Origin of the sequence: Nonomuraea sp. NPDC050394 (assembly GCF_044459065.1) — a bacterium.
In the GTDB taxonomy this organism is placed as follows: domain Bacteria; phylum Actinomycetota; class Actinomycetes; order Streptosporangiales; family Streptosporangiaceae; genus Nonomuraea.
The window spans coordinates 34,414-52,937 of sequence record NZ_JBITIO010000007.1; the positions used below are offsets into that span (position 1 = coordinate 34,414).

Genomic DNA, 18,524 nt, shown 5'->3' on the forward strand with positions numbered 1-18,524 from the left:
CTTAACTACGCTATGTAACCATGCGTGAGGGGCGGGTGGTTCGGCGGCGGCTCGGGTTCGGGGGCACGCTGGCCGCCACGCTGTTCTTCTGCGCCTCGCTCACGCCGACGCTGCTGCCCAGGCCGTGGGTCATGCAGGGCGCGATGGGCGGGGTCACCGGCATCATCGGCTACGCCGTGGGCGCGAGCGCGGGCGCGGCGGGACGGGCGCTGATCGGCTACCGGCTGCCCGAGCGCGGGCGGGTGCTGGCCTGGCGGGTGCTGATCGCGGTGTGCGCCGCGCTGGCGGGCGTGACGCTGTGGTACAGCCTCGGCTGGCAGGACGACCTGCGCGCGCTCATGGGGATGACCAGGCGGATCACCTGGTTCCCGCCGGCGATCCTGGCGCTGAGCGTCGCGCTGTTCGCACTCTTCCTGCTCCTGGCCCGGTCGGTACGGCTCGGCGGCCGCAAACTGATCACCTGGCTGGACCGTTTCGTCCCGGTGCCCATCGCCCAGGCCACCGGAATCGTCATCGTGACCGCCGTCGTCGGGATCCTGGCCAACGACGTGCTGTTCTCGGGGTTCGTCAACGCGGTCAACGACGCCTCGTCGGTCGCCAACGGCACCACCGATCCCGGGGTGCGGCGGCCGGGTTCGGCGAAGGTGTCCGGCGGCGCGGGTTCGCTGGTGGGCTGGTCCGCCCTGGGGCGCGAGGGCCGCAACTTCACCGGGAGCGCGATCGCGACGTCCCGGCTGCGCGCCTTCTCCGGGAAGCGGCCCGCCGAGCCGATCCGGGTCTACGTGGGCCTGCAGGCGGCTCCCACGCCGGCGGCCCAGGCGGCGCTGGCCGTACGGGAGCTGGAAAGGACGGGCGCGTTCGCGCGTCCCGTGCTCGCGGTGCTGGGGACGACGGGCACCGGGTGGGTGGACGAGCAGATCGCCGACAGCCTGGAGTACATGTACAACGGCGACACCGCGATGGTCGCCCTGCAGTACTCCTACCTGCCGAGCTGGGTGTCGTTCCTGGTGGACCGCGGCAAGGCGGCGCGGGCGGGCAAGGCGCTGTTCGACGCGGTGCGCGCGCGGTGGGAACGGCTGCCGCCGGGCGAGCGGCCGCTGCTGGTCCTGTCAGGGGAGAGCCTGGGCAGCTTCGAGCTCGAAGGCGCCTTCCGCGACCTGCCGGACCTGGTGGGCAGGGCCGACGGGGCGTTGTTCGTGGGGCCGCCGGACGCCAACCCGATCTGGCGGACGGTGAGCGCGGGGCGCGAGCCCGACAGCCCGGTGTGGCGGCCGGTGTACGAGCAGGGCAGGACGGTGCGCTTCGGGCAGTATCCGGATGACCTGTCCTGGCCGCCGGGGCCGTGGGCGCGGCCGCGCGTGGTGTACCTGCAGAACGCCTCCGACCCGGTCGTGTGGTGGTCGACCGACCTCATCTACGCCAAGCCGGAGTGGCTGACCGCGCCGCGCGGGCCGGACGTCAACCCGCAGATGAACTGGTTCCCGCTGGTGACGTTCTGGCAGGTGCTGGGGGACATGTCGGTCGCGCTGAACGTCCCGGCCGGGCACGGACACGTCTACGGCGCGAACGTGGTGGAAGGCTGGGCGGCCATCGCCGCGCCGGACGGCTGGAGCGCCGCCGACACCGCCCGCCTTCACGCGCTGGTCAGCGCTCGTTCTTCCCCGTGAGCTGCTCGTCCTTGATGACCTGGTGCCAGGGACGGCGCACGGAACCCGGCGCGAACGGCTCGGGACGGCCCTTGAGCCGGTCGGAGGAGTGCAGCTGCCACGGGACGCTGGTCACCATCACGCCCGGCTTGAACAGCAGGCGCGCCTTGAGCCGCAGCGCGCTCTGGTTGTGGAGCAGGTGCTCCCACCAGTGGCCGACGACGTACTCGGGGATGAAGACGGTGATGACGTCGCGGGGCGAGCGGCGGCGCAGCGTCTTGACGTAGTCGAGGACGGGCTGCGTGATCTCCCGGTAGGGCGAGTCGAGCATCTTCAGCGGGACCGGGATGCCCCGCCGTTCCCACTCCTCCTGCAGGCGGCGGGCCTCGTCGCCCTCGACGCCGACGGTGATGGCCTCCAGCGTGGACGGGCGGGTGGCGCGGGCGTAGGCGAGGGCGCGCATGGTCGGTTTGTGCACCTTGGAGACGAGCACGATCGCGTGGTTGCGGGCCGGGAGCATCGACGGGTCGTACTCCTCGGTGATCTCCAGCTCGGCGGCGACGTTGTCGTAGTGGCGGCGGATCGCCTTCATCATCAGGAACAGGATCGGCATCGCGATGCACACGATCCACGCGCCGACCAGGAACTTCGTCAGCAGCACCACGATCAGCACCAGGCCGGTCATGATGCCGCCGAAGAAGTTGATCGTCCGCGAGCGGTGCATCTGGTGGCGTACCCGAGGATCGGTCTCGGTCTTCAGGTGGCGCGTCCAGTGGATGACCATGCCGGTCTGGCTGAGCGTGAACGAGACGAAGACGCCCACGATGTACAGGTTGAGCAGGCGGCTCACGTCGGCCTGGAACCCCCACAGCAGCAGGCAGGCGCCCAGCGCCAGGATGACGATGCCGTTGGAGAAGGCCAGCCGGTCGCCGCGGGTGTGCAGCTGGCGCGGCAGGTAGCGGTCCTGGGCCAGGATCGAGCCGAGCACCGGGAAGCCGTTGAAGGCGGTGTTGGCCGCCAGGAACAGGATCAGCGCGGTCACCGCCGAGATCACCACGAACAGCAACGAGCCGCTGCCGAAGACCGCGTCGGCCACCTGGGAGATGATCGGCTGCTGGTAGTAGCTCTCGCCCGCCGGCCTGCCGTCGATGAGGATGTCCAGCGCCGGGTGCTCCGAGACCTTCACGCCGGAGGCCAGGCCGAGCGCGATGATGCCGCCGAACATCGTGATCGCGACCAGGCCCATCATGAGCAGCGTGGTGGCGGCGTTCCTGCTCTTGGGCTTGCGGAAGGCGGGCACGCCGTTGCTGATGGCCTCGACGCCCGTGAGGGCGGCGCAGCCGGAGGAGAAGGCACGCAGGATCAGGAAGGCGGCGGCGAAGGAGGTGAGGTTCGTCTGCTCGGCGACGATCCCGTAGTCGGCGGTGGGAGCCTTGAGGTCGTCGTCGAGGACCAGCAGCCGGATGCCGCCCCAGACGATCATGCCGATGACCGCGGCCATGAACGCGTAGGTCGGGATGGCGAAGGCGGCGCCCGACTCCCTGATGCCACGCAGGTTGACGACCGTGAGCAGAATGACGATGACGATGGCGACGGTGGGCTTGTGCTCGGCCACGAACGGCACCGTCGCGCCCACGTAGTCGACGCCGTTGGCGACCGAGACGGCCACCGTCAGCACGTAGTCCACCATGAGCGCGCTGGCCACGGTCAGGCCGGCGTTCTTGCCGAGGTTCGTGGTGGCGACCTCGTAGTCGCCGCCGCCGCTGGGGTAGGCGTGGACGTTCTGCCGGTAGGAGGCGACCACCGTGAGCATCACGACGATGACGGCGATGGCCACCCAGGGGCTGAAGTGGTAGAACGACACACCCGCCAGCGAAAGGATGACCAGAATCTCCTGTGGCGCGTAGGCCACCGAGGACAGTGCGTCACTCGCGAACACGGGGAGTGCGATGCGTTTGGGAAGCAGCTGTTCATGCAGCTGGCCGCTGCGCAGCGCCCTGCCGACCAGGACGCGTTTCAGGAGATCCGTTACCTTCGCCACGTAAACCGATGCTAGCCCTCTCCTCCCGCCCGGCAGTTACGGCGCTCCCTTATCAGGCCATACTGATACACGAGACCTGCCAAACCGCGGACGGCGGAGAGTATGCATATAGTGATCATGGGCTGTGGCCGGGTGGGATCGACCATCGCCCACATCCTTGAGGACAACGGCCACTCGGTCGCGATCATCGACCGGGACCCGCAGGCGTTCCGCCGCCTGCGCGCCGGATTCCGCGGCCGCCGCGTCACCGGCGTCGGCTTCGACCGCGACGTCCTCATCGAGGCCGGCATCGAGTCGGCCGCCGCCTACGTGGCGGTCTCCAGTGGCGACAACTCCAACATCATCTCCGCCCGCGTCGCCCGCGAGACGTTCGGTGTCGACAACGTCGTCGCCCGCATCTACGACTCCCGCCGGGCCGAGATCTACCAGCGGCTCGGCATCCCCACGGTCGCCACCGTGCGCTGGACCGCCGACCAGATCCTGCGCCGCGTCCTGCCCGAGGGCGCGGAACCTCTCTGGCGCGACCCCACCGGCACCGTCATCCTGGCCGAGGTCACGGTGAACGCCGCCTGGGTCGGCACCCGCGTCGTCGACCTCGAAGAGCAGGCCGGGGCCCGGATCGCGTTCGTCAACCGCATGGGCGAGGCCCTGGTCATCAAGCGCGAGACCATGGTCCAGGAAGGCGACATCCTGCACGTCATCGCCGCAGAAAACGACATGGACCGGATCAACAAGGTGCTCGCCGCGGCGCCGGAACAGGACCACTGATGCGCGTCGCCATCGCCGGCGCCGGGGCCGTCGGCCGCTCCATCGCCGCCGAACTCCTGGAGAACGGCCACGAGGTCCTGCTCATCGACATCGACCCCAAAGCCATCAAGATCGACACGGTGCCGCGCGCCGAATGGCTGCTCGCCGACGCCTGCGAGATTTCCTCCCTCGACGAGGCCGGGCTCAACAACTGCCACGTCGTCGTCGCCTCCTCCGGAGACGACAAGGTCAACCTCGTGGTCTCGCTGCTGGCCAAGACCGAGTACGGCGTCCCGCGCGTCGTGGCCCGCATCAACCACCCGTCGAACGAGTGGCTGTTCAACGAGTCCTGGGGCGTGGACGTCGCCGTCTCCACGCCGCGCCTGCTGTCCGCGCTGGTGGAGGAGGCGGTGAGCGTGGGCGACCTGGTGAGGTTGATGACGTTCCGCCAGGGCCAGGCGAACCTGGTGGAGCTCACGCTGGCCGACGACGCCCCCGTGGTGGGCCAGCGCGCCGGCTCGGTCCCCTGGCCCACGGACTCGGCCCTGGTCGCCATCCTCCGCGAGGGCCGCGTCCTGGTCCCCACCGCCGACGACCCCCTTGAGGCGGGCGACGAGCTCCTCTTCGTCGCCAACCAGGAAGTCGAGCAGGATCTCGCACACCTGCTGTCCTCCCACTGACTTTCCGTCCAAGCCCCACCATCCGTCACGGCAAGCCATCGTCACGAACACCATCCGTCACGGCAAGCCATCGTCACGAGCACCATCCGTTACGGCCGGCATCAGCCACCCCCACCCGCCGCACGTGGTCGGCCTCTGTCCAGGGAAACGGCCGTCCAGCGTGCGGGGCGGGCCGCCATAACGCCCGCCCCGGACCCGGCTACCGCTGAAAAGCACGCATGCCCGGGTTTCCAGCGGCAGCGTCGGGTGGCCGGCGGGGCGGTCGTAGCGGCGGCCCGCCATGCACGCTGGACGGCCGTGCCCCTGGACGGGGCCCGGCCCTGTGCGGCGGGTGGGGGTGGCTGGGGCGGGCCGTAACGTAAAGAGGGCCGGAAACCCCTAGCCGCACGCAGCCATCAGAAGAAGAGAATCACGCCACCGACGGCTTGATGGGCGTGCGGCCGCGGCCCAGGAGCCAGAGCATGGCGGCGAGCGCGGCGACCTGGAGGGGCCAGCCCATCAGGATCTTGGTGATGCCCAGCGCCGCCACCGCCTCGTCTCCTCCGTACAGGTAGACGGGCAGCTGCACCGCCACCCGCACCACGCACGGCAGCATCAGCAGCCACGTCAGCCGCGTGCACAGCCGCACGATCCCCGGGTCCTTGTGCCACGCCGTCGGATCGCCCGTGACCGAGCCGATGAGGAAGCCCACCACCGGCCAGCGGGTGACGATCGAGATGAGCATCGCCACCGAGTAGCCGGCGTTCCAGAGGATTCCGGGCAGGAAGTACGCCTTCGCGTCACCCGAGCGGCTGGCGAAGAAGGCGCCGATGGCGATGCCGATGAGGCTGTTGATCACGAACTGTGGCGTGGAACGCTGCACGAGGCGCGCCAGGAGCAGCAGCACCGCCAGCGCGATGCTGACGATGAGCGAGGTTTTCAGCTGCTCCGTGGTGATCCACGTGACGGTGAAGGCGATCGTGGGCACCGCGGCCTCGATCATGCCACGCACGCCGCCCAGTGCCTTGCCGAGCTGGGCGCGCACCGCCGACTCGACGGTGTCGTGGGCGACTTCCTCGGCCTCGGCGCTCACCTGATCAGCTCCCTGGACGCAGTTCGTATCGTGGATTGAACATCACCTTGCGCCCGTCCTGCATGCTGACCAGGCCCTCGGCCTTGACGATGCGACCGGGTTCGATGCCCGCGATCCTGCGGCGGCCGAGCCAGACGAGGTCGATCACGTCGGACCCGTCGTAGAGCTCGGCCTCCAGCGCGGGCGCCCCACCACGGGGACGCAGCGTCACGGTACGTAGCGTACCGGCTACGCAGAAGCGGCGTCGGCCGCCGCACCTGACGATGGGAGTGGCGCCGGCCTGGTCGGCGTCCTCCCGCAGTTCCTGAGCTTCGATCTCGGACTGCGGGGAGGCAAGCCGGCTGAAGAAGCCGCGCAATCCCCCGCGTTTGTGGGGCTCTGCCGTACTCGTCATGATGACTCAGCTTATGTGATGAGAGGCGTCAGCGAATCTCACTGATTTCGGGTCCTCGCTGGAAGGGGTTGAGCCCGGGGTCGGACGCTTCCTGCTCGGGGGTGTTCTCGTTGGGACGGCGAAGCGGGATCGCCTCTTCCCTGGCCATCGGGTCGCTGCCGCGCACCACGACGATGTCCCTGACGAAGTCGAGGAACTCCTCCGCGACCTTCTCGTCGAGGGCGGCCCTGCCGCTGATGATGGCCAGCAGCAGCCAGCGCGGGCCGTCGACGCCGAGGTAGCGGATCTGGCGGCGTTCGCCGTCGGACTCGACCTCGCCTCTCAGTTCGGGGCCCAGCGGGCCCTCGCTGACGGACAGGCCGCTCGCGGTGCTGGTGATCTTGGTGCGTACCTCGTCCCACAGGCCGGAGGACTTGGGCGCGGCCATCGCCTGGACCTGCAGCGTGCTCTCCTCATAGAGGGCGATCACGCTGACGTGCTGGTCGCCCATGGCGGCCAGGCGGATGTCGAAGGCCGGGTGGTGCGGGACCCGCAGGCCACCCAGGTCGATCCGGTCTGACTCCGGGTGCGTCTCGTCGGCGTCCCAGGGACCCGACTCGCGGCCGGGCTCGCGTGCCGCCGATTCCTCGGCGACCGGGTCCTGCTCGCGACGCTTGCGTCGGAACACGTTCCTCACTCCTTAACGTCCGGTAGAACCAAAGCCGCCGTTGCCGCGTGCCGATCCGGGCAGGCGCTCGACCTCGGCGAAGGCGGCGCGCTCCACACGCTGGATGACCAGCTGGGCGACCCGGTCGCCGCGGCGCAGGCGGAAGGCGTTCTTGGTGTCGGTGTTGATCAGCGTCACCTTGATCTCGCCACGGTATCCGGCATCGACGGTGCCGGGGGCGTTGACGAGGGTCACGCCGTGTTTGGCGGCCAGGCCCGAGCGCGGGTGCACGAACGCGGCGTAGCCGTCGGGCAGCGCGATCGCCAGGCCGGTGCCGACCATCGCGCGCTCGCCGGGCAGCAGTTCGACGTCCTCGGCGGCGTAGAGGTCGGCACCCGCGTCGCCCGGATGGGCATAGGACGGCGGCGGCAGCTCGCGGTCGAGCCGCTGGATCAGGACCTCTGTGTCCGTCGGGCGCGCGAGGCTCGCACGCCGCCCGTCCGCTCCGCCCACTGCGCCGGACTCACTCCCGCTCACGGGTTCACCTCGTACTCGTGATGTTCGGCCGCCATGGCCTCGGCGTCGCCGTGCTGCGCGAAGTGCTCCATGTTCACCTCTACGAACAGCGCCGCGGCGCGGACGGCGACCGGGCCGTCCGGGGCGCCGACGCGCCCCTCAGCCTCAAGGTACGCCTTCCGCCCCGCCATACCGGTGCACCAGGCACGCAGGTGGAGTGTCGTGCCCACGGGAACCGGGAGGAGGTAGTCGGTCTCCAGGCGGGCCGTGACATACGGCTTGTGGAACAGCCAGATGGACATTCCGATGACTTCGTCCATCGCGGCGGCGAGCACGCCGCCGTGCGCCAGCCCCGGCGCTCCCTGGTGGGCCGTGCCGACGGTGAACTCCGCCTCGACCGTGGCCCCGTCGGGCGTGCGGGCGGCGAGGTGGAGGCCGGTCGGGTGGTCGGCGCCGCAGCCGAAGCACCGGCTGTAGTGGGAGCCGAGCGCCGAACCCGGCGGGGGCGCGTTGAGGTGCGCCTTCGGCTGGTCCGCGCCCTCGGGAGGCGTGGTCAGGGAGGAACGTGTCACGGGTGACGAGGTTACTCCTTGCCGGAGGCCGCCACGTCCTCGGCGGCCGCTTCCGGCGGGGGGACGCCGGGCTTGCCGGGTGCGGGCTTCTCGGGGGCCTGCGGCGTGGACGGGTTCGCGGCCGGGAGCTCCTGCGGCGTGGACGGGTTCGCGGCCGGGAGCTCCTGCGGCGGATCGTGGCGCAGTTCGGGCAGCGCGCGGTAGATGACGGCGGCCACCGGGACCGCCACCACGGCGCCCGCGATGCCGCCCATGATGCCGCCGACCGCCAGCACCAGGATGATCGCCAGCGGGTGGAAGTTGAGCGCCCGCCCGACGATCAGAGGCTGCAGCACGTGGTTCTCCAGCTGCTGCTCGACGATGAGCACGATGAGGAAGACCAGCGCCTTCCACGGCTCGACCGAGCCGAGCGTGACCAGCGTGGCCACGGTGCCGGCGAAGAAGATGCCGACGATGGGGATGAAGCTCGCCAGGAAGATCAGTACGGCCAGCGCCGCCCAGAGCGGCACCCCCAGCCCGGCCAGCACGATGCCCATGATCACGCCGTGCACCGCGGCGACCGCGACCGTGCCCTGGACATAGTGGGAGATCGTGACCCACGCGGCGGTGCCGGCCCTGTCGACCCGCGGCGCCATGCCGCCGAACCCTTTCAGGAACCAGCCCCAGATCCGGTCGCCATCCTTGAGCAGGAAGAACGTGACGAACAGCAGCAGCACGATCGAGGCCAGGATCTCCACGAAGACCTGACCGGCGGCCAGCGCCGTGCTGGTCAGCGCCGCCTGCTGCTGGCTGATCCAGTTCGTGATCTGCCCGGTCCAGTTGCTGAGCTCGGCCTCGCTGAGGTGCAGCGGGCCCATCAGCAGCCAGTCGCGCACGTTGTTGATCGTCGCGGTGATCTGCTTGGTCAGCTGGGGGAACTCCTCGCTGGCCCGCGCGCCCACCAGCCAGCCGGTGCCGCCCAGGATGGCCAGCGCCACCAGCATCGTCAGCCAGGTGGCGTAGATCGGGCGCAGCCCGACGCCGCGGAAGAAGCGCGTCAGCGGATAGAGCAGAGCGGCCAGCAGCAGCGCGATCGCCACCGGCAGCGCCACGAAGCTGAGCCGGGCGATGACCTGCGCGAAGACGTAGACGACCACGCCGACGAGGATCAGGCAGGCACTCCACGCCGCCATCCGGGCCAGGAAGGGCGGCACGAGTTTCGTCAGTCGGTCGGAGAACACGTGTTCAAGACTGGCACGTCCCACCGACAGATGCGCGCACATATTCGGGCCTGTGCAACGTCAGCGGCCCATGTCACGTTCGACGCATGAAGGCTGTCCCGATCTTAGTGGCGCTCCTCATGGCGCTGTCCGGTCTCACCGCCTTACCCGCCCACGCGGGCGGCGGCCTCGCGCTGGAGGTGCTCTCCAGCCGCGCCGACCAGGTGAGCGGCGGCGATGCCCTGCTGAGGGTACGGCTCGCCCCGCGGCTGAAAGTGCTGCGCAACGGCGAGGACGTGACCTCGGCCTTCGTCCCCGACCCGGGCGGCAGGACGGCGACCGGCCTGGTGACCGGCCTGCGCTCGGGCGAGAACCTGGTCACCGCGACGGCGCGGCCGTACCGGGACGTGCTGCGGCTGCGCAACCACCCGATCTCGGGACCGATCTTCTCGGGACCGCAGCAGTACCCGTTCGTCTGCAAGACCGAGCGCACGGGCCTCGGCCCGCCCGTGGCCGACAACCAGGCCCGGCAGGGCTACCGGGTCGAGGGCGGCTGGAGCAAGGACTGCTTCGCGCCCTCGGTCACCGACCGGATCTACCGCTCGACCGGCGGCCAGTGGAAGCCGATGCCCGCCGAGCGCCCGGCCGACATGTCCACGACGAAGCTGCTCGACGGCCGCACCGTCGACTTCGTGGTCAAACGCGAGCGCGGCGTCATCAACCGCTTCCTCTACTCGATCGCGGTCGTGGAGGGCGGCTGGAACCAGCGGGCCATGTACCGCTTCGACGGCGGCGTCGCGATCGGCCGCGACCAGGGCACGCTCGGCGGCAGCGCCCTCGACCCGCACGGCCTGGGCCTGGGCTACGCGATCCTGCACTCCTCCGGCACGCGTACCTCGACCCACTACAACCTGATCGTCGGCGGCGAGACCGCGCTGATGGTCAAGGAACGCTTCATCGAGCTGTACGGCAGGCCGCTCTACACCGTGGGCGTGGGCGGTTCCGGCGGCGCCATCCAGCAATACATCTACGGCCAGAACCACGGCGACCGGATCATCGACGCCGCCATCCCCCAGTACTCCTATCCCGACATGGTCACCCAGACCATCCACATCGGCGACTGCGAGCTGCTCGAACGCTACATGGACGCCACCCCGCGCTGGGCGAACTGGGACTCCAGGACCGCCCTGATCGGCCTGAACGCCAGCGACACCGTCGCCAACCCCTACACGAGGCAGCCGGGCGCCAGCGAGTGCGTGATCGGCTGGCGCGGCCTGACCCCGCTGGCCATGAACCCGAAGTGGACCGACGACAACGACCCCGAGTGGGCCAAGATGGACCCGCCTGGCGTCAAGGACACCGTCCACTGGACCCACTGGGAAGACCTCAGGAACGTCTACGGCGTCGGCCCCGACGGCTACGCCCGCTCCCCCTGGGACAACGTCGGCGTGCAGTACGGCCTGAAGGCCCTGCGTGACGGCGCCATCACCCCCGAGGAGTTCCTGGACGTCAACGAGAAGGCGGGCTCGTGGAAGGAGTCACGCGACATGGTCCAGGAGGGCTGCCCGTTCGTCCCGGCCGCCTGCCCGGCCGGCTGGGACCCGTGGAGCGCCCGCAACGTCGCCACCGGCCGCAGGACCGGCGACCCGGTCGCGATCCGCAACGTCGAGCGCAGCGGCCTGGTCTTCAGGGGCGACATCGACATCCCGGTCATCGACTGGCGCCACTACCTGGAAGACCAGCTCGACATGCACAACAGCCACCAGTCGTTCGCCTCGCGGCAGCGGATGCTCGACCATGACGGCGACGCCGGCAACCAGGTGATCTGGTTCACCGACGCCCGGCCGGACGGGCCACGCTTCGACCAGACACCGCAGGCGCTGGAGGTCATCGACGCGTGGATGGCCAACATCCGCGAGCGCCCGTGGCGCGGGGTGCCGGGCAACAAGCCGCCGCTGGCGGTGGACCGCTGCTTCGCCACCGACGGCACGCAGATCGCGGCCGGTCGCGGCGTGTGGAACGGCATCCTCGACCGCCGTGAGCCGGGCGCCTGCACGAAGGCGTTCCCGCTGTACTCGACGAGCCGGATCGTGGCGGGCGGCCCGATCGAGGGCGGGGTCTTCAAGTGCCGGCTGCAGCCGGTCGCCAAGGCGATCGCCCGCGGCCTGTACGGCACGTGGACGCCGGCCCCCGCCGAGCGCGCCCGCCTGGACGCGGTCTTCCCGGCGGGGGTGTGCGACTACTAGCCGAGCTCCACCTCGACGGTGAGCGACTCTCCCGGTTCCAGGACGAACTCCTCGACGTTGCCGGCGCCGCAGAGGTCGTCCTGGGCCAGCCGTACCAGCGCCACCTCGGGGCCGGTGACGGTCAGCCTGGACACCTCGGCCCGCATCGACTGCTTGGCCTCGGACTTGGCCTTGCGCACCCGGCGCAGGATCTCCGAGGCCACGGTCAGCACGGCGGGGTCGCCCGCGCCGGGGGCGGACTGCGGCCACGCGGCGCGGTGGACCGAGCCCTCGCGCCACCACGACCAGACCTCTTCGGTGACGAACGGCAGGAACGGCGCGAACAGCCGCAGCTGTGTCTCCAGCGCCCGCCGCAGCGCCACGACCGCCGAGGCGTCCCCCTCGTACGCCCGCGCCTTGACCAGCTCCAGATAGTCGTCGCAGAACGACCAGAAGAACCGCTCGGCGACCTCCAGGGCCCTGGTGTGGTCGTAGGACTCGAAGGCCCGGCCCGCCTCGCCGACGGCCTCGTCCAGCGCGGCCAGCATGGACAGGTCCAGCGCCTCGGTCACCTCGCCGCCGACGTCGCCGAAGCCGAGGACGAACTTCGAGGCGTTGAGGATCTTGATGGCCAGCCTGCGGCCGACCTTGAGCTGGCCGGGGTCGAAGGCGGTGTCCACGCCGTAGCGGCCGTTGGCGGCCCAGTAGCGCACGGCGTCGGAGCCGTACTGCTCCAGCAGCGCCATCGGGGTGACGACGTTCCCCTTGGACTTGGACATCTTCTTGCGGTCGGGGTCGAGGATCCACCCCGACACCGCCGCGTCGCTCCACGGCAGGCCGCCGAACTCCAGGTGCGAGCGGGTCACCGTGGCGAACAGCCAGGTGCGGATGATCTCGTGCGACTGCGAGCGCAGGTCCATGGGGAAGACCCGGCGGAACAGGTCGTCGTCGGTCTCCCAGCGACCGGCGATCTGCGGCGTCAGCGACGACGTGGCCCAGGTGTCCATGACGTCGGTGTCACCGGCGAAGCCGCCGGGCACGCCGCGCTGGTCCTCGGTGTAGCCGGGCGGCACGTCGGAGGACGGGTCGATCGGCAGCATCTCCTCCGGCGGCAGGATCGGCTCGTCGTGCAGCCGGTTGCCGGAGCCGTCGAGCTTGTACCAGACGGGGAACGGCACGCCGAAGAAGCGCTGCCTGGAGATGAGCCAGTCGCCGTTGAGCCCTTCGACCCAGTTGTCGTAGCGCACCCGCATGTGCGGCGGATGCCACTTCAGCTCCCGCCCGCGCTCCAGCAGCCGCTCGCGCAGCGCCTGGTCGCGCCCGCCGTTGCGGATGTACCACTGGCGGGTGGTGACGATCTCCAGCGGCTTGTCGCCGCGCTCGTAGAACTTCACCGTGCGCTGGACGGGCTTGGGCTCGCCGTCGAGGTCGCCGGACTCGCGCAGCATCTCCACGATCCGCTCGCGGGCGCTGTGGACGGTCTTGCCGGCCAGTTCCTTGTACGGCTCGCCGTCCACGCCCTCCGGCGGCTCGGGCAGCAGGCGCCCGTCCCAGCCGATGACGGAGCGCGTGGCCAGCCCCAGCTCGCGCCACCAGGTGACGTCGGTGACGTCGCCGAAGGTGCAGATCATCGCGATGCCGGAGCCCTTGTCCATCTCGGCCAGGCGGTGGGCCACGATCGGCACCTCGACGCCGAACAGCGGCGTGAGCACGCTCGTGCCGAACAGCGGCTTGTAGCGCTCGTCGTCGGGGTGGGCCACCAGCGCCACGCAGGCGGGGATGAGCTCGGGGCGGGTGGTCTCGATGAAGACCGGCCCCTGGTCGCCGTAGAAGGAGATCCGGTGGAAGGCGCCCGGCCACTCGCGATCCTCCAGCTCCGCCTGGGCGACGGCGGTGCGGAAGGTGACGTCCCAGAGCGTCGGCGCCTCGGCGAGGTAGGCCTCGCCGCGCGCGAGGTTGCGCAGGAAGGCGCGCTGCGACACCGCGCGGGAGTCGTCGCCGATCGTGGTGTAGAGCAGCGACCAGTCGACCGACAGGCCGACGCGCCGCCAGACCTCCTCGAAGGCCCGTTCGTCGATGGCGGTCAGCTTGTGACACAGCTCGACGAAGTTGCGCCGCGAGATGGGGATCTCCCGCTTGCCCGGCTTGTCCGGTGGAGCGAACTCCGGATCGTAGGGCAGGGAGGCGTCGCCGCGCACGCCGTAGACGTTCTGCACCCGGCGTTCGGTGGGCAGGCCGTTGTCGTCCCAGCCGATCGGGTAGAAGACCTCGTAGCCCGCCATCCGCTTGTAGCGGGCCATGATGTCGGTGTGGGTGTAGGAGAAGACGTGTCCGACGTGCAGCGAGCCGGAGACGGTGGGCGGCGGGGTGTCGACCGAGAAGATCTCGGGCCGCTCACGGGTACGGTCGAAGCGGTAGACGCCTTCCTCTTCCCAGCGCGCTACCCATACCTGCTCCAGGCCGTCGAGAGTCGGTTTCTCCGGCATGGCGGCATGGCGTAGTCGCTGTTGAGTCATGCCTCCGTATGGTACGGCTTCGCACGGCTCGCAGAAGCTAGAGACTAGTGTTCGTTACATAGGCGAAGGAGTGATCAGAATGGCGGACGACAAGCCGGATGTCGCATGGCGGGTGATCGGCGGCCTGGTGGGTCTGGCGACCGCCTGGGCGGCCAAGAAGCTGCTCGGGTTCGTCTGGGTCAAGGCGACGGGCAAGGAGCCCCCGATCGACTCGGAGTCCCCCGAGGTCAGCATGGGTGAGGCCATCGGCTACGCGGTCGTGATGGGCGTCGGCATGTCGGTGGCGCAGATCGTGGTCAACAAGACCGCGAAGAAGCGCTATGACGCCTGGAAGGCGCTCAAGACTCCAAAGCCGTGAGAAACTCGCTGGCCCAGCGGTCGACGTCGTAGGTGGCCACCCGGCGCCGCATCGTGCGCATGCGCCGGGCCAGCTCGTGCGGCGAGGCGTTCATGGCGGCCATCATCTCCCGTTTGAGTCCCTCCACGTCGTACGGATTGACCAGGTACGCCGAGCGCAGCTCGGAGGCGGCCCCGGCGAACTCGCTCAGCACCAGCGCGCCCTGCAGATCGTGATGGCAGGAGACGTACTCCTTGGCCACGAGGTTCATCCCGTCGCGCAGCGGCGTCACGACCATGATGTCGGCGGCCAGGTAGAGCGCGGCCAGTTCCTCCCGGTCATAGGACTGGTGGAAGTACTGCACCGGCTGGGCCCCCAGCACCGAGTGCTCGCCGTTGATCCGGCCGACCTGCAGCTCGATGTCGTCGCGCAGCCGCCGGTACTCCTCGACCCGCTCCCTGCTGGGCGTCGCGATCTGCACGAACACCGCCTCACCCGGAGCCAGGCTCTCATCGCGCAGCAGCTCCCCGAAGGCTTCGAGCCGCTGGCCGATGCCCTTGGTGTAGTCGAGCCGGTCGACGCCGAGCAGCACGTGCTCGGGGTCGCCAAGCTCGACCCGGATCTCCTTGGCCCGGTGCATGATGTGCGGCTCGCGCACGAGCGTGTCCAGCTCGGAGAAGTCGACGGAGATCGGGAAGGCCTGGGTGGTGACGACCCGGTCCTCCAGGAAGATCTCGTTGCTCTTGTACGGCAGGCCGAGCAGCCGCCTGCACAGCATCCGGAAGTTGGCCGCCCCGCCCGGCAGCTGGAAGCCGACCAGGTCCGCCCCGAGCAGCCCTTCGACCAGCTCGCGCCGCCACGGCAGCCGCCAGAACAGCTCGACGGGCGGGAACGGGATGTGCAGGAAGAACCCGATGCGCAGGTCCGGCCGCATCTCACGGAGCATGGCCGGAACCAGCTGCAGCTGGTAGTCCTGCACCCACACCACCGCGCCCTGCTCGGCGACCTCGGCGGCGGCCTGCGCGAAGCGCTCGTTGACGGTGCGGTAGGACTCCCACATCTCGCGTTCGAACACCGGCGGCGCGACCACGTCGTGGTAGAGCGGCCAGAGGGTCGAGTTGGAGAAGCCCTCGTAGTAGAGCTCGACCTCTTCCGAGGTCAGCGGGACCGGGATGAGGTCCATGCCGTCGTTCTCGAACGGCTCCAGGAGTTCGTCGGCGGCGCCGTGCCAGCCGAGCCAGGCGCCTTTGCGGCGTTGCATGACCGGGGCGATGGCGGTGACCAGTCCTCCGGGGCTTCGACGCCACGATGCCGTTCCGTCAGGCCCCACCGTGCGGTCCACCGGCAGGCGGTTCGCCACGATCAGGAACGAGCTACGGCTGGTCACCAAGGATTCCCTCCTACGACTCACTGTACGCAAGCCGCAAGGCACGGCTCACGGCGGCCGCCACCTCTTCGGTCCCCGCATGGGGGATCATCGCGGCGATGTGGGCGTCGGGCCTGACGAGCCATGCCTCATCCGGCGCCGCACCGAGAGTCTCGGCCAGGGCTCCGGTCCCATCGATCTCCGCGAGCTCGCGAACGGCGAGCGGCGCCGTAGTCACCTTCCCCGGGATCTGGGCAAACAAACCCGAATCACACATTTCACCCAGGAGTAGCAGGAAACCGCTTCTGCACATCTCGCGCAGCCGTCCGCCCGGCACGGGACAGTCCGGAAGGATCACCCCGGGCGCCGGGGCCGGGGCCTGTCCCCTGGGCGGGCGCCCGGCGAAGGGTCGGCCCGGCGTGGTCAGCGGGGAGTCCACATACCAGTACGGCTCGGCGAAGCGCCCGGAGTCGACCTCCTCGATCGCGCCCCGCTCCAGCACGTCGCGCCGGTGCGCCCGCCCGGCCTCGTCCGTGGGCACCAGGAAGCGCATGGTGGCCGTGGTGACCTCCAGGTTCTCCCGGGCGGCGGCGTGCCGTTCGTCGTGGTAGGTCTCCAGCAGTTCCTCCGGAGCCCAGCCACGCAGGACGGCGGCCAGCTTCCAGGCGGCGTTCTCGGCGTCGGGCACGCCGGAGTTGAGCCCGCGGGCGCCGAAGGGGGCCACGAGGTGGGCGCAGTCCCCGGCCAGCAGGACCCGTCCCACGCGCATCCGGGAGGCGATCCGGGAGTGGAAGCGGTAGACCGACTGCCAGACGAGCTCATACGGCCGATCACCAATGATTTGCCTGATTTTTCGCGAAATATCATCTGATGTTGCGAGGTAGCCGGGCGGGACCTGCCAGTCGATCCGATACGTCGAGCCGGGACACGGGTGGATGAGGACCTGGCGGCCGGGGTTCCACTCCGGGTCGAAGTAGAAGCGGCGCTCCTGCTCCCAGCCCGGCAGATCGGCCCGGATGTCGCAGATGAGGAACTGGTCGTCGAAGGAGTGCCCGTCGAAGGTGACGCCGAGCGCCTGCCGTACCCCGTGGGCGCGGGCGCCCGCGCAGGCCAGCACATAGGGCGCGCGCGTCACCCGATCGCCGCAGCGGACCGTCACCCCCTCGCCGTCCTGTTCCAGGCCGGTCACCTCGTGGTCCCAGCGCACCTCGATCAGCGGCTCCGCGGCGATGGCCGCGTCGAGCAGTTCCTCGGTGCGGGCCTGCGAGATGTTGACGAACGGCGGCAGCGGGCCCTGCGCGCCGAAGCTCCACGAGAACAGCTCGCGGTCGCGGTAGTAGGTGCGCGCGGTGGTCCAGGTCAAACCCTCCTCGGCCACCTGCGGCACGCCCAGCCACGACCAGAGGTCGAGCACGTCGCGCTGCTGGCAGATCGAACGCGAGCCCTCCAGGTCGCGCGCCGGCCTGCGGTCCAGGACCAGCACCGGCAGCCCCCAGCGGGCCAGCAGCAGCGCCGCCGTCTGACCGACCGGGCCCGCGCCGACCACTATGACTGCAGAGCCGCCCATACGTCCCTGTCCCTCTCGGCGGTCCAGATGACCGGGCGCTCGATCCCGTGCAGTTCGTCCCACAACCGCGAGACGTCGAACGGCAGGCAGTGCTCGAAGATCGGCCAGCGTCCGTAGCGGGGCGCGAGCGCCGCGTGGGTGCGTTCGAAGGCCTCCTTGAGCGTACGGCTGCCGCCCACCTCCCTGATCATCACGTCCAGGAACTCGCGGGTCTGCGCGATGGCCGCCTCGACCCCGTCCTTGCCCGTCGCCACCGCGCCCCTGCCGCCGACCAGCGTCTCGGCACCGAACGCCGCCACCCGGTCGAGCGTGCCCGACGCCCAGTCGCGGTGGAAGGCGTCGCCGGTGTACAGGGCGGCCTGCGACTCCACGAGGTCTCCGGCGAACATGATCCGGTGCTTCGGCAGCCACATCACCAGGTCGCCCTCGGTGTGGCCGCGCCCGCAGTAGTGCAGAACCAGCTCGCCCCTGTCACCGCCGAGCTCGATGGTGAAGCGGTCGCTGAACGTGGCGGTGGGCCAGGTCAGGCCGGGGATCGAGGCGGGTTCCTTGAACAGGCGCGGCATCCTGCCGTACTCGCTGGCCCAGTCCTGCTCGCCGCGCTCGGCGATGAGCTCGCGGGTCTTCTCGTGCGCCACGATCACGTCCGCGCCGAACGCCGAGGCGCCCAGGACCCGCACCGCGTGGTAGTGGGACAGGACCAGGTAGCGCACCGGTTTGTCCGTGTGCTCACGCAGCTTCGCCAGCCACTCGCGGGCGGCGACCGGGGTGGCCAGCGCCTCGAAGCACACCACGAAATCCTCGCCCTCGACCGCGCCCACGTTGGGGTCGCCTTCGGCGGTGAGCGCGTAGACGCCCTCGGCCAGGACGTGCAGCGTCTGCCGCTTCTCGCCCAGATCCTCCGATGAGGCGAACGGCTTGGCCATCTTCTTCCACTCCTTCACGACAGGCGTTTCTCAGGCGTTCAGGCGTTCCTCAAGCGTTCAGGCGTTTCTCAGGC

General features: G+C 70.1%; 16 protein-coding genes. 5 read left to right on the forward strand and 11 right to left on the reverse strand.

The genetic code is table 11. The features are described 5' to 3' along the window. Nucleotides 1-20 precede the first annotated feature (20 nt). Nucleotides 21-1,667 carry an alpha/beta hydrolase gene (locus ACIBKY_RS26885; RefSeq protein WP_397100599.1) on the forward strand — a complete coding sequence of 549 codons (1,647 nt, stop codon included), beginning with the start codon at nucleotides 21-23 and terminating at the stop codon, nucleotides 1,665-1,667. Here ACIBKY_RS26885 and ACIBKY_RS26890 read toward each other — a convergent pair. Beyond that, nucleotides 1,645-3,687, reverse strand: a complete 2,043-nt coding sequence (locus ACIBKY_RS26890) for an APC family permease (protein WP_397100601.1) — start codon at nucleotides 3,685-3,687, stop codon at nucleotides 1,645-1,647. The genes ACIBKY_RS26885 and ACIBKY_RS26890 overlap by 23 nt on opposite strands. A 102-nt stretch (nucleotides 3,688-3,789) precedes the next feature. On the opposite strand from ACIBKY_RS26890, the gene ACIBKY_RS26895 reads away from it, so the two are divergent. Continuing rightward, nucleotides 3,790-4,455, forward strand: a complete 666-nt coding sequence (locus ACIBKY_RS26895; RefSeq protein WP_397100603.1) for a potassium channel family protein — start codon at nucleotides 3,790-3,792, stop codon at nucleotides 4,453-4,455. Then, a complete protein-coding gene (locus tag ACIBKY_RS26900; protein ID WP_379609728.1) occupies nucleotides 4,455-5,114 on the forward strand; it encodes a potassium channel family protein in 660 nt (219 codons plus the stop codon). Before ACIBKY_RS26895 ends, ACIBKY_RS26900 begins: the two co-directional genes overlap by 1 nt. 409 nt (nucleotides 5,115-5,523) lie before the next feature. On the opposite strand, the gene ACIBKY_RS26905 is transcribed toward ACIBKY_RS26900, so the two are convergent. The 6 genes from ACIBKY_RS26905 to ACIBKY_RS26930 are packed head-to-tail and all read right to left on the reverse strand — an operon-like array spanning nucleotide 5,524 to nucleotide 9,534. After that, nucleotides 5,524-6,186 (reverse strand): DUF3159 domain-containing protein, encoded by a 663-nt coding sequence (locus tag ACIBKY_RS26905; protein WP_397100605.1) that lies wholly within the window; start codon nucleotides 6,184-6,186, stop codon nucleotides 5,524-5,526. A 4-nt stretch (nucleotides 6,187-6,190) separates the two neighbouring features. After that, nucleotides 6,191-6,580 carry an OB-fold nucleic acid binding domain-containing protein gene (locus ACIBKY_RS26910; protein ID WP_184971835.1) on the reverse strand — a complete coding sequence of 130 codons (390 nt, stop codon included), beginning with the start codon at nucleotides 6,578-6,580 and terminating at the stop codon, nucleotides 6,191-6,193. 28 nt (nucleotides 6,581-6,608) lie between these two features. Then, a complete protein-coding gene (locus tag ACIBKY_RS26915; protein WP_397100607.1) occupies nucleotides 6,609-7,247 on the reverse strand; it encodes a DUF3710 domain-containing protein in 639 nt (212 codons plus the stop codon). Nucleotides 7,248-7,259: 12 nt separating this feature from the next. Beyond that, on the reverse strand, nucleotides 7,260-7,739 hold the full coding sequence (gene dut, locus ACIBKY_RS26920; protein ID WP_397101315.1) for a dUTP diphosphatase: 480 nt from the start codon (nucleotides 7,737-7,739) through the stop codon (nucleotides 7,260-7,262). Between the two features lie 20 nt (nucleotides 7,740-7,759). Continuing rightward, the gene (locus ACIBKY_RS26925) at nucleotides 7,760-8,314 is read right to left on the reverse strand and encodes a PaaI family thioesterase (protein ID WP_397100609.1); all 555 of its coding nucleotides are present in this window, start codon (nucleotides 8,312-8,314) and stop codon (nucleotides 7,760-7,762) included. 11 nt (nucleotides 8,315-8,325) lie between these two features. Beyond that, the gene (locus ACIBKY_RS26930; RefSeq protein ID WP_397100611.1) at nucleotides 8,326-9,534 is read right to left on the reverse strand and encodes an AI-2E family transporter; all 1,209 of its coding nucleotides are present in this window, start codon (nucleotides 9,532-9,534) and stop codon (nucleotides 8,326-8,328) included. An 86-nt stretch (nucleotides 9,535-9,620) separates the two neighbouring features. On the opposite strand from ACIBKY_RS26930, the gene ACIBKY_RS26935 reads away from it, so the two are divergent. Beyond that, the gene (locus ACIBKY_RS26935; protein WP_397100613.1) at nucleotides 9,621-11,759 is read left to right on the forward strand and encodes a DUF6351 family protein; all 2,139 of its coding nucleotides are present in this window, start codon (nucleotides 9,621-9,623) and stop codon (nucleotides 11,757-11,759) included. Here the strand turns inward: ACIBKY_RS26935 and valS are convergent. Beyond that, nucleotides 11,756-14,254 (reverse strand): valine--tRNA ligase, encoded by a 2,499-nt coding sequence (gene valS, locus ACIBKY_RS26940; protein ID WP_397100615.1) that lies wholly within the window; start codon nucleotides 14,252-14,254, stop codon nucleotides 11,756-11,758. The two genes, ACIBKY_RS26935 and valS, sit on opposite strands and share 4 nt — an antisense overlap. A 79-nt stretch (nucleotides 14,255-14,333) precedes the next feature. Here valS and ACIBKY_RS26945 point away from each other — a divergent pair, with 79 nt between their 5' ends. Next, entirely contained in the window at nucleotides 14,334-14,612 is a 279-nt protein-coding gene (locus ACIBKY_RS26945) for a DUF4235 domain-containing protein (RefSeq protein ID WP_397100616.1), read from the forward strand. On the opposite strand, the gene ACIBKY_RS26950 is transcribed toward ACIBKY_RS26945, so the two are convergent. Genes ACIBKY_RS26950 through ACIBKY_RS26960 form a run of 3 tightly spaced genes read right to left on the reverse strand, consistent with a single transcriptional unit; the run spans nucleotide 14,593 to nucleotide 18,450 of the window. Further along, the gene (locus ACIBKY_RS26950) at nucleotides 14,593-15,978 is read right to left on the reverse strand and encodes a trehalose-6-phosphate synthase (protein WP_397100618.1); all 1,386 of its coding nucleotides are present in this window, start codon (nucleotides 15,976-15,978) and stop codon (nucleotides 14,593-14,595) included. The genes ACIBKY_RS26945 and ACIBKY_RS26950 overlap by 20 nt on opposite strands. A gap of 13 nt (nucleotides 15,979-15,991) precedes the next feature. Continuing rightward, the gene (locus ACIBKY_RS26955) at nucleotides 15,992-17,524 is read right to left on the reverse strand and encodes an FAD-dependent monooxygenase (RefSeq protein WP_397100620.1); all 1,533 of its coding nucleotides are present in this window, start codon (nucleotides 17,522-17,524) and stop codon (nucleotides 15,992-15,994) included. Continuing rightward, a complete protein-coding gene (locus tag ACIBKY_RS26960; protein ID WP_397101317.1) occupies nucleotides 17,503-18,450 on the reverse strand; it encodes an MBL fold metallo-hydrolase in 948 nt (315 codons plus the stop codon). The genes ACIBKY_RS26955 and ACIBKY_RS26960 overlap by 22 nt, the downstream gene beginning before the upstream one ends. Between the last annotated feature and the right edge of the window lie 74 nt (nucleotides 18,451-18,524).

Excerpts from the sequence above, each read along its gene's own strand:
- ACIBKY_RS26910 (WP_184971835.1), bottom strand. The coding sequence starts at position 6,580 with ATGACGAGTACGGCAGAGCCCCACAAACGCGGGGGATTGCGCGGCTTC.
- ACIBKY_RS26900 (WP_379609728.1), top strand. The coding sequence starts at position 4,455 with ATGCGCGTCGCCATCGCCGGCGCCGGGGCCGTCGGCCGCTCCATCGCC.
- ACIBKY_RS26960 (WP_397101317.1), bottom strand. The coding sequence starts at position 18,450 with ATGGCCAAGCCGTTCGCCTCATCGGAGGATCTGGGCGAGAAGCGGCAG.
- ACIBKY_RS26945 (WP_397100616.1), top strand. The coding sequence starts at position 14,334 with ATGGCGGACGACAAGCCGGATGTCGCATGGCGGGTGATCGGCGGCCTG.
- ACIBKY_RS26955 (WP_397100620.1), bottom strand. The coding sequence starts at position 17,524 with ATGGGCGGCTCTGCAGTCATAGTGGTCGGCGCGGGCCCGGTCGGTCAG.
- ACIBKY_RS26885 (WP_397100599.1), top strand. The coding sequence starts at position 21 with ATGCGTGAGGGGCGGGTGGTTCGGCGGCGGCTCGGGTTCGGGGGCACG.
- ACIBKY_RS26935 (WP_397100613.1), top strand. The coding sequence starts at position 9,621 with ATGAAGGCTGTCCCGATCTTAGTGGCGCTCCTCATGGCGCTGTCCGGT.
- ACIBKY_RS26895 (WP_397100603.1), top strand. The coding sequence starts at position 3,790 with ATGCATATAGTGATCATGGGCTGTGGCCGGGTGGGATCGACCATCGCC.
- valS (WP_397100615.1), bottom strand. The coding sequence starts at position 14,254 with ATGACTCAACAGCGACTACGCCATGCCGCCATGCCGGAGAAACCGACT.